General features: G+C 60.9%; 15 protein-coding genes. 5 read left to right on the top strand and 10 right to left on the bottom strand.

Annotation, left to right across the window (positions count from 1 at the left end; translation table 11 throughout):
* Complete coding sequence (locus ACEG18_RS07360) at positions 1-633, bottom strand: cyclodeaminase/cyclohydrolase family protein (protein ID WP_157757990.1); 633 nt, start codon at positions 631-633, stop codon at positions 1-3.
* 376 nt (positions 634-1009) lie between these two features.
* Here ACEG18_RS07360 and ACEG18_RS07365 point away from each other — a divergent pair, with 376 nt between their 5' ends.
* The 3 genes from ACEG18_RS07365 (at position 1010) to ACEG18_RS07375 (ending at position 5235) form a co-directional block, all read left to right on the top strand.
* Entirely contained in the window at positions 1010-1606 is a 597-nt protein-coding gene (locus tag ACEG18_RS07365; protein WP_372542057.1) for a hypothetical protein, read from the top strand.
* A 240-nt stretch (positions 1607-1846) separates the two neighbouring features.
* Positions 1847-2440: a hypothetical protein gene (locus tag ACEG18_RS07370; RefSeq protein WP_372542058.1), complete on the top strand. Its 594-nt coding sequence runs from the start codon at positions 1847-1849 to the stop codon at positions 2438-2440.
* Positions 2441-2745: 305 nt separating this feature from the next.
* Entirely contained in the window at positions 2746-5235 is a 2490-nt protein-coding gene (locus ACEG18_RS07375) for a phosphatidylinositol-specific phospholipase C (RefSeq protein ID WP_372542060.1), read from the top strand.
* Between the two features lie 92 nt (positions 5236-5327).
* On the opposite strand, the gene ACEG18_RS07380 is transcribed toward ACEG18_RS07375, so the two are convergent.
* Positions 5328-5597, bottom strand: coding sequence for a hypothetical protein (locus tag ACEG18_RS07380; RefSeq protein WP_117639757.1), 270 nt, complete (start codon positions 5595-5597; stop codon positions 5328-5330).
* Positions 5598-5825: 228 nt separating this feature from the next.
* A complete protein-coding gene (locus ACEG18_RS07385) occupies positions 5826-7163 on the bottom strand; it encodes a TFIIB-type zinc ribbon-containing protein (RefSeq protein ID WP_372542062.1) in 1338 nt (445 codons plus the stop codon).
* 217 nt (positions 7164-7380) lie between these two features.
* On the opposite strand from ACEG18_RS07385, the gene ACEG18_RS07390 reads away from it, so the two are divergent.
* Positions 7381-8562 carry a cation diffusion facilitator family transporter gene (locus ACEG18_RS07390; protein ID WP_372542064.1) on the top strand — a complete coding sequence of 394 codons (1182 nt, stop codon included), beginning with the start codon at positions 7381-7383 and terminating at the stop codon, positions 8560-8562.
* A gap of 12 nt (positions 8563-8574) precedes the next feature.
* Here the strand turns inward: ACEG18_RS07390 and ACEG18_RS07395 are convergent, their stop codons facing one another.
* Positions 8575-9576 carry a hypothetical protein gene (locus ACEG18_RS07395; RefSeq protein ID WP_372542066.1) on the bottom strand — a complete coding sequence of 334 codons (1002 nt, stop codon included), beginning with the start codon at positions 9574-9576 and terminating at the stop codon, positions 8575-8577.
* A gap of 137 nt (positions 9577-9713) precedes the next feature.
* On the opposite strand from ACEG18_RS07395, the gene ACEG18_RS07400 reads away from it, so the two are divergent.
* Entirely contained in the window at positions 9714-9950 is a 237-nt protein-coding gene (locus tag ACEG18_RS07400) for a hypothetical protein (protein WP_035137347.1), read from the top strand.
* A gap of 66 nt (positions 9951-10016) precedes the next feature.
* On the opposite strand, the gene ACEG18_RS07405 is transcribed toward ACEG18_RS07400, so the two are convergent.
* The 6 genes from ACEG18_RS07405 to ACEG18_RS07430 form a co-directional block, all read right to left on the bottom strand.
* Positions 10017-11684, bottom strand: coding sequence for a formate--tetrahydrofolate ligase (locus ACEG18_RS07405; protein WP_195361069.1), 1668 nt, complete (start codon positions 11682-11684; stop codon positions 10017-10019).
* A gap of 146 nt (positions 11685-11830) precedes the next feature.
* A complete protein-coding gene (gene ruvB / locus ACEG18_RS07410; RefSeq protein WP_372542068.1) occupies positions 11831-12898 on the bottom strand; it encodes a Holliday junction branch migration DNA helicase RuvB in 1068 nt (355 codons plus the stop codon).
* Positions 12898-13518 carry a Holliday junction branch migration protein RuvA gene (gene ruvA, locus ACEG18_RS07415; protein WP_372542070.1) on the bottom strand — a complete coding sequence of 207 codons (621 nt, stop codon included), beginning with the start codon at positions 13516-13518 and terminating at the stop codon, positions 12898-12900. The genes ruvB and ruvA overlap by 1 nt, the downstream gene beginning before the upstream one ends.
* Positions 13518-14039, bottom strand: coding sequence for a crossover junction endodeoxyribonuclease RuvC (ruvC, locus tag ACEG18_RS07420; protein ID WP_035137351.1), 522 nt, complete (start codon positions 14037-14039; stop codon positions 13518-13520). Before ruvC ends, ruvA begins: the two co-directional genes overlap by 1 nt.
* A gap of 137 nt (positions 14040-14176) precedes the next feature.
* The gene (locus ACEG18_RS07425) at positions 14177-16150 is read right to left on the bottom strand and encodes an NAD(+) synthetase (protein WP_372542071.1); all 1974 of its coding nucleotides are present in this window, start codon (positions 16148-16150) and stop codon (positions 14177-14179) included.
* 117 nt (positions 16151-16267) lie between these two features.
* Entirely contained in the window at positions 16268-16630 is a 363-nt protein-coding gene (locus ACEG18_RS07430) for a desulfoferrodoxin family protein (RefSeq protein ID WP_372542072.1), read from the bottom strand.
* Between the last annotated feature and the right edge of the window lie 139 nt (positions 16631-16769).

Here is a 16769-nt window from a genome sequence, read left to right on the forward strand (position 1 = left end):
CTATCCTCTCTTCCTTGCAGCGTCGGCGGCGCGGCGCGCCAGCGCATCGGCGCGCGGCAACCACGTGTCGAGCAACTCATCACACGCCGTCTCGAGCTCCTCAGCACGAGCGCGATCCTTCATAGACGTGGTGTTCGCAAAGAGCGTCAAGCTCGCGCCCTGCATAGCAGAACGGCAGAACACGGCGCCGCACGCCACATCGGACAGCAGCTGACGCGAACCCTTGTCGGCCATGTCCTCGAGCAGCGCCAGTGCACGCCCGCAGGCATCCATAATGCGATACGGCGGCATAGCGGCCACATGCAGCGCATCCTGAATCGCGGTCGCTCGAGCCGGATCGCCACGCGGAATACCGTACGCCGCGGACACCTGCCCATAGGCACGAACGTCCTCGGCAACCAACTCGACAAGCTCCTGGGCCAGCTCATCAGCCTGGGCAAACGCGCGCGTCAGGTCATCCGCGCGATCGGCAAGCGCGGGGTTGGTCGCGCCGTAGCGCGCGACCATCCCGCACAGCGAGGCGCCCAGCGCGCCCACAAAGGCGCTCGCGCTGCCACCGCCGGGAACCGGCTCGCGCGCGGCCAGCGCCTCGGCAAACCCGCGGCAGGTCTTGTCCATCATCTCTTGGCTCATACGCATGCACCTTCAAGTCATATACATCGGTCGAGCGGCAACCGCCGACCGACCGCATCGATCACATAATGGTGCTAAGTCTAGCCCATAAGTACTCGAGCGTCAGCGCACCTGGCCATCGCTGATTTCTATGGCACACGATAGGCGGCAGCGACACAAACATGGGACACATGGCCCACGTTTCGAGACTCCCGGGCAGCGGCAACTGGGGCATACATATAGGTAAGGAGCCCTATGTTGGGGCAAGCTCATCACGGCACCGGACGACGAATGGAGGAATAACCGCACAGTAAACAAAGGCATCATGTGCATGCGTAACCGCCGCCCCAGCGATCCGCGGCACACGATGTCCCTGGCAGACAAGGAGGACGCCACCATGAAGAAAAAGACCCTATCGATCCTTTCCCTTTGCATCGCCCTCTTTGCCGCGTTTGCCCTTGTCGGCTGCGGCGGGAGCGCATCGGGCGGCGGCAGCGCCTCCAAGAACGAGAGCAAGGAAAAGGCCCCCGCAGCCGCAAAGACCGACTTTATCTGGTTTAAGGTCGAGATGCCCGAGAACGTTGGCGTGAGCGACTCCGCCGGCAAGAATGCCGACAGGGTCCAGCTCACCTTCCTCGAGAACGAGAACACCACGGTTGACCGCTTCATACCTGTTTGGGAAGAGAAGATGACGGCAGAAGAGGCTCTTGCCGATGAAGGTCGAAAGAGCAGCATGTTCCAGTGGGAAGTTGGCGACCCCGTCGAGTACAACGGCAGGACATGGCTCACCGGAACGTGCAAGGACAACCGCGGCACCCATACCTATCTCTTTACCGACGTTGAGCCGGGAAGCGTCTGCGTTCTCATCGCGAACTTCGACCTGCACAAGAAAGAAGCCGAGGCGCTCCTCAACTCCATCGAGTTCCCCGATGACATGGCAGAGGCAGTTTCCGAGGCACGCGAAGTCGAGATTTCGAGCATCGAGATCAAGTAACGGGACGCCCGCACGCGCCTACGCGCACCAGCGCGCATGCGCCCATTAAAACAACGGGCGCCCAACCCGGGGAGGGCCGACAGCATCGGCCCTCCCCTCTTTTGCGCCCTCGCATATTGCCACTTGTCGGCGCAAATCCTGCCCCCAGAATGGGACACATGGCCCACCCGAATGAGCTGCTCGCGCGTACAGTAAAGACAGGTAATCCATGGGCGGTTACAGATCGAGGAGGACACGACCATGAAAAAGAAGGCCTTTGCGATTCTCACCCTCTGCATGAGTCTCTTTGCCGCAGTTGCCCTGGTGGGTTGCGGTGGAAGCGGCGGCGCCACCGGCAGTGGCGGTGGCGGCGGAGCAGAAAAGCCAGCCGTGGATATGAGGACCGATTTCATTTGGTTTAAGGTCGAGGTCCCCGAGGGCGTCGAGATCACCGACGTCGCAGGCGACACTGCCGACAGGGCCCAGTTTAAGTTCACCGAGAGCGAGCACGCCAGCGATCGCTTCATCCCCGTCTTCGATCCTGACAAGAACGCCGACGAGCTGTTCGACTACGAGGCAAAGTGGAATGCCAGCTTTGAGTGGACCGAGAATGACCCCGTCAAGTACAACGGCAAGACTTGGCGCAACGCTTCCTATACACACTCGGGCGGCGTAACGACCGAATACTTCACCGACGTTGACGGGGGCAGTGTGTATGTGCGTATCGGCAACGTCGAGGAGCACAAGGACGCCGTCGAGACCATGATGAAGTCTCTGGAATTTGCCGACGACATCGCCGAGGCCAAGACCGAGGCCATGGACGTCAAGCTCGACGATATCGAGATCAAGCGCTAAGCGACTGGCGAGCGCAACGAGAAACACGGTCGCAGTGCAAACAAGCGACGGTACCCCAGCGCTTCGTACCCAGGGAGGGCCGGTAAACCGACCCTCCCTTTCTTATGCCTGTAGCCGACGAACGCGAGGATGCCGGACGTCGGAACCGCCCCAAATGTGGCAACAGTACGAAAACGACAAACGCCCCAACACGTCCGCCCGCCGATTTATTGTGCCGCGCAGGCAATTAAACCAGCATCTTTAAACATCTGAGCAGTATAGTGACCAAAACTATCGCATAACCGCACCCTGCGAACGGAGGAGTTATGACCGAACACCACGCCATCAGCCGTCGAGCATTCACGTTGGGCCTAGGACTCGCAGCATTGTCGCCATTTGTAAGCCTGCCCGAAACCGCGGGATTGGGCCTTCCCGTGCGCGCGGCATTTGCAGACGACGCCACCACAGCGTCGGCCAACCTCAACAAGTTCGTCATTCGCCTTCGCCCCGCGGGCTATTTTCGCACCGCGAGCGTCAACGAAGACGGCAACGTCATCGGCAACGTCTGCCACCTGTTTAATGACGGCACGTCCAGCAAGCTCATCCTTGAGAACGTAACGACCAAGAATGACGATACAAACTGGTATGCTATCCGCACCTTGCTCAATTTCGAAGAGCATAAAAAGACGGGCTACAGCATTTGGTCGGTCGATGGCGACTCGGACAAAGATGGAAAGGTTATCCACGTATGGAGTGGCGAGTATGACAACAAGCCCAGCCGCGCTTTTGCGTTCGAGCGTCAATCAAACGGAACCTATATCATCCGAGACCGCACGGTCGAGAAAGAAACCGAGAAAAAAGACATTAAGTACCTGGCAATAGAATCGAACGGCAAAGACCAGGACAACAATAAGATCTGCCATAAGAGTGAGAGCATTCCGTGGGAGCTCGAACTTATCGGTTACGACATGAAAAAGAACGATGCCACGGTTAGCAGCATCGACTGGATCACGTATAGCAGCTACGTCGATGGGCCATGTTGGATGAGCCACGTCGACGACGACAAGTACCTCGACGAACTGAGCATCCCGGGTACGCACGATTCGGGCACCTGCAGCGTGGACAACGACACTGAGCCCCAATCCTCGCAAGTAAAATGCCAGCAGGATTACATTCCCACGCAGTTGCTCGAGGGAATCCGCTATTTTGATATCCGGCTCGGAAAGGGCGATGACCCCGGCATCGACCACGGAATTTTCTATCTGCTTAAAAAAGACGGGCACTTTTTGCATCTTTCCGATGTCATCAGGTACTTCAAAAAGTTTTTGAACGAAAACCCGTCAGAAGCGCTTATCATGCTCGCATCGCGCGGCAACGATGAGGCTACCGACGAAAGCATAACGACGGCCTTCGCCAAGGTTATGGCCGATAACCCCAACCTGTTCTACACATCGGGCCACGTCCCCACGCTGGGCGAGGTGCGCGGAAAGATTGTCCTGCTGCGTCGATTTGGGCTCGCCGGCAACAGCGTAAGCGGCCACACGTGGGGCCTCGACCTCACCCAATGGGATGACAAAATCAAGGCGCATTCCGGGCAGTCGATGTGTCTCGTCCAAGACGCACGGGGATTTGAAGCCATAGGGGAAACGGGCAATGAAGAGCCCTATTGCACCAAGGTATATGCCCAGGACAAGTACAAACTCACGGGAACCGACAAGCTCAGTTGGGTCGATAATGCGCTGAAGGAAACGACCGGGCGCACGCGCAACAAGGTGGACGTCGTGGACGATGCCGGGGCCACGGTGCAAGTCCAGGAGCGTTGCTGGTCTATCAACTACACCAGCTGCACGGGCTTGTCGCATGGAGGCAATCCTTTTACCTCGGCACGAGTAGTCAATGAGCATCTGTATAAGAGCCCGTACATCAACCCCAGCGGCAACGAGAAAACAAAGTCAGATTACCTCAAGCACATTGGCATCATCGCATCCGACTTTGTTGATGCGGCGCTGGCCCGGAGCATCTACCAGCGCAATTACGATTACGATACACAGCACAAGCAGACAGCTTCGTACTACCTCCCGACCTGCATGCGCATGACGTACGGCGACTCGCTGAGCGATGCCTCGCTCCAGGATGGCAAGACCGTTGGCGAGGGCCATTTCCGCCTCGTCGACAGCAGCAACGTACTCAACGTGGCGGCTTCGGGCCATGCGTTTGCCATCGAATATGTGGATGTCGACGCCTTGGGCAACGAGACCGTTACGGAGCTGCGGGGCTCCGTGCCCATCGATATCGATCCACGCGCGCTGACGCCCCATTTTGAGGGACTCGAAGGCCTTAAGGCCGGCGAAGACGTGCGCGCCAAGATTGCGGCATCACTCGAGGGCAAGCTCGAAACCGATGCCTGCACGGCCCATCTCGAGTTTGTGCACGACGCGGACGGCGCTCCGGGCGCGGCAATGGCCGAGGGCGAAACATTTGCCGCAGGAACGTACTGGGTGCGCGTGAACGGTCTCTTGGGCGACGCGGCGCAGAACTACACGCTCGCCAGCGACGGAGCCGCAAGCTTTACCGTAGCGGCCTCGGGCAGTGCAGGCGGCACCGGCAGCGACACGGGTTCCAACGCAGGCGGCGCCGACAAGAACGGCAAGAGCAACAAGAGAGGCCAGGGCAAGAGCTCGGGCGGAAAGCTCGCCAACACGGGCGACGGCTCTGGCGTTGCCGCCGGGCTCGCTGCCGCCGCCGTGGCGACAACGGTCGCAGGTGCAGCAATGCTTGCCAGTGACCGCGACAATACCGAGGACGTTAACGAATAGGCAAGCCAGTCTTTTGGGCGCATTAACCCAATCGGGGCGCAGAATACCGTTCTGCGCCCCGATTTTTACCTTGGCCCGAACGCCGCTATCGGCTACATCACCATGTTCAGAGCTTTCACAAATTCCTGGGCCTTCGCACGGCTACTCAGGCTAAAGACGCAAGCGGTCAACAGCCTGTTACGCAGGGAAACGTCGCGACCCTTGATCCTGTTGACCCCCGTGATGTCCTTAAGGTAGACAATCTCGGTGTGCCTGTCGCCAAAAGTGCCCTTCTTGAGCACCTCGATACGATTGGGGTAGATCTTGACGTCTTTAAACCTACCCGAACCTTTGTCCTGGAACAGCAAAGTGTTGTTATCCATGCGTGTCGCTCCCGCGGGGTTCGCTAAAACTGCCTCTATGGCCACATTTTAGTCACTTCGGGAATCCTGCACGAAGGCGCTAGGCGACATTGGAATTCGAGTCCGCGCGAGGACTTTTAATGAAGTGCCCGGCACTTCCCCGCAACACAAAAACGGGGCAGTCCGCACTCCTGCGAGCTGCCCCGTGTAGCTGGCCATCGCATCACGACCCCAACCGGCTGCGCTTCCCTACTTCCCAAATATCGCAGCGAACAAGCCCTTGCGTTTGGGCTTCTCCTCTCGGTAGGAACCCTCGACGGCGGCTGCCACCTGGCGCGGTTGCTCGCCGCCTCCACGGCGCACGATCTGGTATAGGAACGGCGATTTAACGTATTTGACCTCGATGGGCGTGGCATGCACGGTACTTTCGCCGGACAGATGCAGGCTCGGGTTGAGCGGCGCCACAATATGCGTTTCGCGCTTGTCGCTAAACACCACCGCGGCCGCGCGGCCCGTCTGGCCGTTCACGGCGATGCGCACTTGCTCGCCATCGCGGCTATCCGACGCCGGACGATCGACAAAGTAGACCGGCACCATAACCAGACCGTCCTTGTGCTTGCGGGCCTTGCGCGCCCAGGTGCGGATGCTCTTTTTATTGAGCCCCAGCACCGCCTCGGCATCGTTGCCGGCAACGTCGAGCGCCAGCTTATCAATGACCACCTGGTCCTTGGTGGACGCATCGACGGAGACAACGCGGAAGTCACCTTCCTGCATGGCAGGGTCAAACGGCCCAACCTTGGCATAGTCCCACGGCTCCAAAATGCCCATGAGACGAACGTCCAGGTAGTTTGCCCTGGGATATGCCCAGTCGAGCACCTCGTAGTACACCAGGGTCTCCTTGCTCAGGCCCTTGCCCGGGAAGGACGCCATCATGCGCAGGTCCGCCAGCGCCATGGGGAAATAGAAGAGCATCATGTCGTTTTGGATCGTATCTTCCACGTCGTGCCCGGCAAAGGCGTCGGGATACTGGCGCACCAGCTGCAGTGCGTTGGCACGTGCTTGCTGCGGCGAGATTTCGCAGGGAATACCCTGCTCCGGCACATACTCCGCACCCACGCCCATGGTCAGACGCTTGCTAAACGTACCGGGCTTGAGCAGATCGGCAATGCCGATCTTGTTGCCGCAGGACGGGCACTCAAACACACGCTGCGTTGACTCACCCTCAAAGGACGCTCCGCAGAAGGGGCAAGGAATGCTCACATGCGTGGCCTCTTGGAACTCCTGCGCCGTGCCGCGATCCTCCCACAGCAGATGTTCCAGGACCGACTGATTGCGCCAGTGCGAATTGAAGAAATACCAGTCCAGATCCTCCGGGCGCTCGAGTTGCGACACATGCGTGAGCTTGAGCAGTCCATCCACCACCGTCAACGGCGTATGGCGAATGCCCAAAGCGCTCTTGGGCTCTCCGGCGTCCGCCTGCCACGGAATGACCGCACCGCAATAGGCGCACTCAAAGCTGCGCTTAGCCTGGTGCGAGTACATAGGGCCGCCGCAGTTTTGACATTTAATGGCAAACATCTCGTCCATGGAAACATCCTCCTTAAGCACGGGCTGTCGACATTAAGTATGTCGAGCAAACAGGCACATGCCCATACCCATGTGGCCCAAAATGGACCACCCAGGCAGACGAGAAGGCTCGCTCGTTAGCACCGGCAGACCATTGCTGCATTTTCTGAGCATCGGTGCACAGCGCCTCCGCGCGAGCTACACTGTCTCCTTAAACATGATTGTGAGGACGACCGCTATGCTATTTGTAAATCGGCTGGTACATACGCTTGTTCCCGGCAGCGAGGGCGAGCCGGTCGATGCATCTTGCCGCACCAACGCGGGCTTCGCCGCAAGCCTCATCTGCATTGGCCTCAACATCACTCTGTGCCTGGCCAAGGGCATCGCGGGCCTGCTCGCCGGCTCTGTCTCGCTCATCGCCGACGCCTTCAACAACCTCTCCGACGCCTCGAGCAACATCGTGAGCCTGCTCGGGTTCCGCCTTGCCAGCCGCCCGGCAGACGAAGGCCACCCCTATGGCCACGGCCGCTATGAGTACCTAGCCGGCCTGTTCGTCGCCGTCCTGGTTTGCGCCGTCGGCATCAACCTGATCCTCGAGTCGGTCACTAAGATCATCAAGCCTTCCCCCACTGCATATTCGGTGCTCTCCTTAGCCGCCCTCGTCTTGTCCATGCTCGTTAAGCTCTGGATGGCCGCGTTCAACCGCACGTTGGGCGACCGCATCGACTCGGAGACGCTCATCGCCACAGCACAGGACTCCAAAAACGACGTCATCACCTCGGGCTCGGTCTTGGTGGCGGCGCTTATTTCGCAGACGACCGGCTTTGACCTCGATGGCTGGGCAGGCCTGAGTGTGGGCATCTTCATCTGCATCAGCGGCATGGGCCTAGTGCGCGACGCCATCAGCCCGTTGCTGGGCCAAGCGCCCGATCCCAAGCTCGTCCAGGCAATCCGCGACAAGATCATGTCCTATCCGCAGGTCTTGGGCACACACGACCTGATGGTGCACGACTACGGCCCCGGTCGTCAGTTTGCCAGCGCCCATGTGGAGATGCCCGGCGAGGGCGATGCGTTTGAACATCACGAGATCCTGGACACCATCGAGCACGATATCCAACGGCAGATGGGCATCGATATCACGCTGCACTGCGACCCCATCGCCACCACCGGCGACGACCTGCGCGGCTGGGTCAAGCGCGGCGTCATGCAGATCGATCCCGCGCTCTCCATCCACGACCTGCACGAGCACGACGGGTTTGTTTCGTTTGACCTGGTGCGTCCCGACGGCTTTGACATATCCGACGAGGAGCTGCTGGAGCTCGTCACGCGCATCGTGCACGAGCGCCGGCCCGACGTCTCGTGCGTCGTCACGTTTGATTCGGGCTTTAGCTCGCCCGAGCGTCCGGCCGAGCAACTGTAGCCCGCTTAACAGCTAGTTTCCCTGCGCGCCCGAGATGCCGTTTTGCAGTGCGTTCCAGGCATCCGTCGCCATATCACCCAAGTTCTGAGCGGTGTCGCCCAGGTTCTGGGCCGTGTCGCCCAGCTCTTGGGCCTTATCCCCAAGCTCCTGTGCCTTGTTGCTCAAGTCCTCCAGCGTATTGGAACTCGAGCTGTCGGTACCGCTTTGGCCGTCGGGCGAGTTGCCCGAGCTATTCTTGTGCGTGAGTTGAATTTCGAGGTTGCCGCTGTCGTTATAGTAAGCAGAAGTAACGACCCAGTTGGCATCGACGACGGGCGTTGAGCCATCATCAGTCAGGACCACGGCATTCGAAAGATCGGCGCCGCGCGACTTGAGAAGCTTCTTGGCGTTGGACCAGTACTGCCCCGGGATATCGCTCAGATCGACGGTGCTAGACAAGGCGGACTCGGTTTGCTCGGCAGTGGTATCGGCCGTTGAACTCCCTCGCTTGTTGAGCATGCCCGACACAATGGCAAACACAACCGACAGCGCAAAGAAGATCGCCAGCACGATGAGGATCTTCTTGATCACGCTCGACGAACGCAACGGCTTCTTCTCCTCGTCCTCGCCATATTGCGGAATCGACTTGGGGTACTCGCGATACGCCTCGCGCGACTCGTAGCGAGGCTGCGCCGTGCGAGGCATATACGTCGTCTGCTGGGGCTGCGGAATGGGATTCTGTGGCAGGTCATCATAGGGATTCGGCGTCGAGGCGGCATAAGAATCCTGCGGCGCGTAATCAAACGGGTCCGGAGCTGCGTTCGGAGCTGCGTTGCCATAGGGGCCTTGCGAAGATGCAGCGTAAGAATCCTGCGCCGTGTCGCCATAGCCCATAACCCGGGTGGGCTCGGCAGAAGGCTGCATCGCGGCGGGGTCGGTATAACCGGGGTTGGGAACAACGCGGGTCACATCGGCGCTATCGCCAGCCTGCGCGGAACCGTAGCCGCCCATTACGGTCGTCTTATCCTGGTCCATGCAACGATTCCTTTCCGTCGCCCTTAAGCATCAAGTTATCCATGCATTCTACCCGCGCAAAAGCCTATGATGGGCAGAGCCCGTCGGTATCTACAAGACATGCGCGACAGGTGGCAACAGGCGAATCGAGGAACGTCATGGCAAAAAGCAAGCTCATCAAAGACACGACGCGTGCCGAGCGCGAGGAAATCATCAAGCTGGCACTCGCCGGCTGCGGCAACGGCAGCTGCGATAACTGCGGAAGTTGCAGCTTGGGAGCCGGCGATCCATATGGCACCTACCAGCCCTACATTGACGGCGAGATGGAAATCGCCGATATCAACATGATGGTCGCCGAGCGCAACGCCAAACTCTTCGGCCTCCAGCGCGGCTAGAAAACAAAAGCCCCGCCGGGCCTTGGTAGGCGCGACGGGGCGGACAAGCAGCTATGGGCAACAGGCTTAGAACAGACCGGTGATGTTGCCGTCGTTATCGACGTCGATGTTCTCGGCCGCGGGAACTTTGGGCAGGCCCGGCATGGTCAGAACGCTACCGGTCAGCGCGACCACAAAGTGGGCACCGGCGGAAACCTTGAGTTCGCGCACGGTGATGCGGAAGTTCTCGGGCGCGCCCAGCGCCTTGGCGTTATCGCTAAAGCTGTACTGCGTCTTGGCGACGCACACCGGCAGGTTGCCAAAGCCGTTCTCGCGCAGCTCGGCGAGCTGGCGCTTGGCAGCCGGCGTAAAGTCGACGCCGTCGGCGCGGTAAACCTTGGTGGCGACGGCCTCGAGGGCATCGGCAACATCGGCGCCGTCCTCGTAGGCAAACTTGAGCTCGCTCGGCTGCTCAATCAGACGCATGACTTCATCGGCCAGGTCGAGCGCGCCCTCGCCGCCCTTGGCCCAGACCTCGGAAAGCTTAACGTTGACGCCGAGCTTCTGGCACTCGGACTCGATGAGAGCAAGCTCGGCCTCGGTGTCCGTCGGGAAACGGTTGATGGCGACCACGCAGGGCAGACCATAAACGTTCTGGATGTTGTCGACGTGACGCAGCAGGTTGGGCATGCCAGCCTTGAGTGCCTCGAGGTTCTCCTCATTGAGGTCGGCCTTGGCAACACCGCCGTTGTACTTAAGCGCGCGGGCAGTGGCGACGACCACAACAGCGCTGGGGCGAACGCCCGTCATGCGGCACTTAATGTCGAGGAACTTCTCGGCACCCAGATCGGCACCGAAGCCGGCCTCGGTAATAGCGACATCGCCAAAGCGCATCGCCATACGCGTGGCCATGATAGAGTTGCAGCCGTGGGCAATGTTGGCGAAGGGGCCGCCGTGGACAAACGCGGGCGTGCCCTCGAGCGTTTGCACCAAGTTGGGCTTGAGCGCGTCCTTAAGCAACGCGGCCATGGCACCCTGGGCCTTAAGGTCGCGGGCGCGGACGGGCTCGCCGGCAAAGCTGTAGCCGACAACAATCTCGCCCAGGCGCTCCTTGAGGTCGTTAATGCTCGTAGACAGGCACAGGATTGCCATGACCTCGGAGGCGACGGTGATATCGAAGCCATCCTCGCGCGGCACGCCCTGAGCCTTGCCGCCAATGCCGTCGATAACGTGGCGCAGCTGGCGGTCGTTCATGTCGACAACGCGCTTCCAGGTGATGCGCTTAACGTCGATACCGAGCTGGTTGCCTTGCTGAATATGGTTGTCGAGCATGGCGGCCAGCAGGTTGTTGGCAGCACCGATGGCATGGAAGTCACCGGTAAAGTGCAGGTTGATATCCTCCATGGGGATGACCTGAGCCCAGCCGCCGCCGGCAGCACCGCCCTTAACGCCAAAGACGGGACCGAGCGAAGGCTCGCGCAGGGCCACGGCGCTCTTGACGCCGCGACGACGCAGACCGTCGGCCAGACCGATGGTCGTGGTGGTCTTGCCCTCGCCTGCGGGCGTGGGATTGATAGCGGTCACGAGGACAAGCTTGGCCTGGTGATCAGTTGGCTCGTTGAGCAGGGAATAGTCGACCTTTGCCTTGTCAAAGCCGTACGGAATCAGATGCTTAACGTCGACGCCGGCGTTCTTGGCCACCTCGGTAATAGGCAGTGGCGTAACAGAACGTGCGATTTCGATGTCAGTAGGCATGGGCGGTCCTTTCGTTACCGGATGAGAAAAAGACCAATCCAGCATAGCACGGGCGTGCAATAGTAAAACACCCATAACCGATGAACGGCGATATGTTTACCCGATGCCCAGCGATAGCCCAACAGCCCGCCAAAACAAACCCGTCTCTAAACGGCTGGCTCAATTCCCAAATGCTCAAAGGTGCGAAGCGTTGCCTGGCGGCCCTGGGGCGTGCGAATCATCAAGCCGCACTGCAGCAGATAAGGCTCATAGACATCCTCGAGCGTTCCCGGGTCCTCGCCCACCGCGCTGGCAAGCGTCGTCAGGCCCACGGCACGACCGGAGAACGTCTTGGCGAGTGTCTCCAAAATGCGAATATCCATCCAGTCCAAGCCAAGCTCGTCGATCTCAAAAAACTCGAGCGCCTGACGGCAGATATCGAGCTCAATAGGCCCGTTGCCGCGCACCTGCGCGTAATCGCGCACGCGTTTGAGCAGACGGTTGGCAAGACGCGGCGTGCCACGCGAGCGCGAGCCGATCTCGAGCGCGCTGGGATGGTCGATTGTCACGCCCAGAATGGTCGCCGAGCGTGTCACAATCTGGGCAAGCTCCTCGACCGTGTAGTAATCCAAGCGATACGAAATGCCAAAGCGATCACGCAGCGGGCCGGTCAGCATGCCCGAACGGGTCGTGGCCGCCACCAGCGTAAACTTGGGAATATCCAGGCGAATCGAACGCGCCGCAGGACCCTTGCCGATCACGATATCGAGCGCAAAGTCCTCCATCGCGGGGTACAGGACCTCCTCGACCGATCGGTTAAGGCGGTGGATTTCGTCGATAAACAGCACGTCACCCGGCTGCAGGTTGGTAAGGATGGCAGCCAGGTCGCCGGTACGCGCGATGGCCGGACCGCTCGTCGTCTTGATCTGAGCGCCCAGCTCGTTGGCGATAACGGTGGCCAGCGTGGTCTTGCCCAGGCCCGGAGGACCCGAAAAAATCACGTGGTCGAGCGTCTCGCCACGGCTCTGCGCCGCTTCGATCAACACGCGCAGGCTCTGCTTGATGTGCTCCTGGCCACAGTAGTCGTCCAGGCGCTGGGGGCGCAAAGTGCGATCGACATCGAGGTCCTCGGCCGTCAGCTCCGAGCCCACCATGCGCTCGCCGTGCGCCATGGATGCCGCCGGCGAGTTGCCGGGCGTCGCCCACAGGTCCTGAGAGTCATCGGCTTCCCACATCACGCATCCATTCCGAGTCGCTTAAGCGCAGCGCCGAGCAGATCCTCGACACGCATATCCTGCCCATCATACCCGCTCAGGGCAACATCGGTCTCCTGCGGGCTAAAGCCCATGGAAAGGAGCGCCGCACGGGCGTCATCGATCACCGAAGGAGTGGCGGCGGGAACCGGCATCGCAATCTGGCCGGGAATCACGTCGACCGGCACAAAGCCCTTGTCCTTGGCAAAGGTGCTCTTGAGTTCCAAGATGAGGCGCTGCGCTGTCTTTTTGCCCACACCGGGCACCTTGGCCATGCCCTTGTCATCCTCGGCCATTACCAGGGAATACAGCTGCCCCACGGTATAGGTGGAGAGCACGGCGAGCGCCAGGCGCGGACCGACGCCCGAGACGGACACGAGCCGATCAAACATCGTGCGCTCGTCCTTGGAGGCAAAACCAAAGAGCGTCATGGCGTCCTCGCGCACCTGCATACGGGTATAAAGGCGTACCTCGCCGCCGGGCGTAGGCAGCGTGGCGGCAGTGCTGCCCGAAATACCAAGCTCAAAGCCCACGCCCGATACATCGACGACGGCCGAGCTCATCGTGGCCTCGACAAGCGTTCCATGGAGCTGGGAAATCATCAGTATCCGGTTCCTCTCTGTTGATAGAACTCGCCGCCGGTAAGCGCCCGGGTGCGGCTGAGGTTAACGTGGCAGATAGCGCAGGCCAGGGCATCGGCGGCATGGTCGGGATGCGGGTCGTGATCGAGCTGTGTGAGCGTGCGCACCATGTAGGCGACCTGCCGCTTATCTGCGGCACCGGTGCCCACCACAGCCTGCTTGATCTGCATAGGCGTGTACTCGCCGATCTCGAGCGCGCATTCCGAAAGCGCCACGAGCGCAGCACCGCGGGCATGCGCCGTAGGAATGGCCGAGCGAACGTTGGCGCCAAAATAGATGCTCTCGATGGCGGCGGTATCGGGGCGGTAGCGCTCCACGACACCCTTGAGGTCGCGGGCGATATGCGACAGGCGCACCGCGAGCGGGCTGCCCGCGCTGGTCTCGATACAACCGTAGGCACGGCAACGAACCTCGCCACGTCGCTCCTCGATAATCCCCCAGCCCGTATGGGCCAAACCGGGGTCGATACCCAAGATAACCAAGCCGACCTCCCCTCGTCACAAGCACATCGCAAGACAAGGCCCCGCGCACCATTCACGAACGTCTGTTCTAGAATAACACAACGGGGCCAAGGTGCTTAGTTGAAGTATCGGGGTTGAAAGCGAATCCCATCCCATAGTTAGTTTTGGCTAAAGAACGGAAACTGCCTCGGATCAACCGGCGGGTGCGGCATCGGACCTCCCTGCGGTCCACCCTGGCCGCCCATCATCTTATCGATGGCGTCCTGGACCTCGCCCTCAAACTTCTTCATACTCTCATGCAAACGACGCTGACCGTCCTCGGAGCGCAGCTCTTCCATCTGCTCGGGCGAAATACCCAACAGCTCGCCTAATAAGCCCATCATCTCGCCGCGCATACGGTCACTCGTATCGTCGTCGGCAAAACGGCGCACCTCGGCGCGCGCCAGCGAATCAACCGCCATGCGCTCCTTACCGTTGAGCCCCAGATCGGACCACGCAAGCATGTACGGCCAGGCGCGCTCGGCAAACGAACGGGCCGAAACGATCGGCGCCGTCGGTAGCATGCGACGAGCAGCCTCACCTTGGCGCACGAGCATCAGCAGCAGCGAGCAGGCCTCGGGCTTGGCGGCGGCCATCGGGATGTCATCAAAGGGGCGGTTGCGGTCCACGTGCGACTCGAGCGCACCATCGACCTCGCCCGGCTCAAGCCCGCCCAGCAGCTGCGCCGCGCGATCGAGCATATCAACCGGGCCGGCGAGCGCCGAGAGTGCCTGCGCCAGCACGCGATCCATGCAATCCTCTACCGCGTTGAGCGTCACGAGCTCTTGGGGCACCACGGCCGAGGTGCGGTTGCGCACGCGTGCCACAAACTCGAGCGTCGACAGATACACGTCGCCAAAGGGCGCAAAATCGCCCTGGTAGCCGCCGGACAGCGCGGGCGCCGCCAGTGCATACTCAGTCTTGGAAAGCGGGCTCAACGCCATGGCGCCCAGCTCGAGCGCCGTATCCTCGAGCATCAGGCCCAGCGCGCGCGAACGCAGGCGCTCGGCATCGCCCGCCGACACGTCGCGGTCGAGCACGCGCTCCGCATCCGGCGCATCGCGCTCGACGGTGCGAATGTGCAGGCGCTCAGCGATTGAGCGAACAGCAGAACAGCGGGCGGCCTCGGCCTCCTCCTGCGCCGGCGTAAAGATGCGGTTGCGCCCCAGCACTAAGCCAATTACGTTACGAGGACCCAAGGCATCGACGGCAAGCGCCGCCAACAGGGACGACGGCAAATCGCCCTCGATCGCCACCACGGCATGCGACGTACCGTGGGCGCGGGCATTGTCGCGCACGGCAAGCACCAGCGCCTGCCACAACCACTCCTCGGAGCGAAACTGGGGCAGCTCATGGTCCTCCAGGGCATCGAGCATCACGCCGCGCTGAATCTCCTGAACCAGCAGGCTCTCCTCAAAACACGGCGCCTGGGCCACCACGCGACCGCAATCGTCGAGCACAAACGACCCGCCGGTATACACCGACTCGTCATAGGCGCCGACCGGCGCCATGCAGGCAAACCACACGCTGCGCTTGGAGGCGATCTTGCGGTAGGCACCGCTGCGCACGGCGGCGACGGCGGCGGTCTCGCGATCGGTCATGTCAAACGCGTTGAATTGGAAATAGGCAATGAGGTCGACACCGGTCGGCAGCATCTCGAGCTCGCGATCCAGGTCAAACACCACGGCGATGCGCACGCCGTCCACGTCAAACACCGGCGGTGCCCAACGTGTGTCGTTGTTCTCACCGCGCTGCAGGGCAATACTTGCGCGCGCAGGCACCACGCGACCATCCTTAAGCATCATGTAGTCAAGCAGGGGCTGGCCCTCAAACGAAACCGCAGCGGGCACGATGCAGATCATATCGAGCTCTTGGATGCGCTCGGCAACGCCCGTCAGGCCCGTCAGCATATCGTGCTCAAAATCGGCAGCGCCCACCAGGCTGCCCGGCATGGCACCCATAAAGAGCGGGGCCGGAACGCACAGCACGCGCGCGCCGCGCTCATGGGCCAGGCGAGCCTGGTCCTCGATGCGGCCGCAAATGCCCTCGATGTTACCCAAGCGCATATCGATCTGTGCAAGTGCGAGCTTCATGGCCCAGCCCTTTCCGTCGTAAATCGTCGTTGTCGTAGTAAAAGCGCCGGCCGCATAATGCAGCCGGCGCTCGCATGTGCATATGCTAGCTATGATACCCCGAGCGGGGGCGCGCTCCTAGAACGTCGCGGACCACAGCCCATGCAGGTTGCAGTAGGCATAGACAGTACCGGTCTTGGAGCCGCCAGCGAAAAACGTCGTGGGCTTCATGCCGGGCTCAAGGTAATGGACCTCCAGGCGGCCCTCGGCCTCAAGCGCGATCCACTCGATGTAGTGCTCGGGCAGCATGGGGTGCTCCGTCGAGCCCACGCGCGCGCGAATGACGTGGCCGTCGCGCTCGATCTCGACAACAGGCACGTGCTTCTCGTGCGCCGCATCCTCGGTGTTTGCCGTCAGCTCCATGCAGCCGGCAGGGGTCGCAACGCCGTCGCCAAGGGCGGCAACGAGCTTGCCGTCGGAGTCCTTAAAGAATTTCGCCATGATGTTCTCCTTTGCTGATGTGCCAATATTCCTGATGCTTCTTATGCCCAAAGGTAGGCGAACCATCCACGGCATGGCAAATGAACACATATCGAGGGGCTCGGCAGAGTCCAGGGCGCTCAGGCAATTCCGAGTACCT

This window comes from Collinsella aerofaciens (assembly GCF_041537385.1).
Taxonomy (GTDB): domain Bacteria; phylum Actinomycetota; class Coriobacteriia; order Coriobacteriales; family Coriobacteriaceae; genus Collinsella; species Collinsella aerofaciens_BV.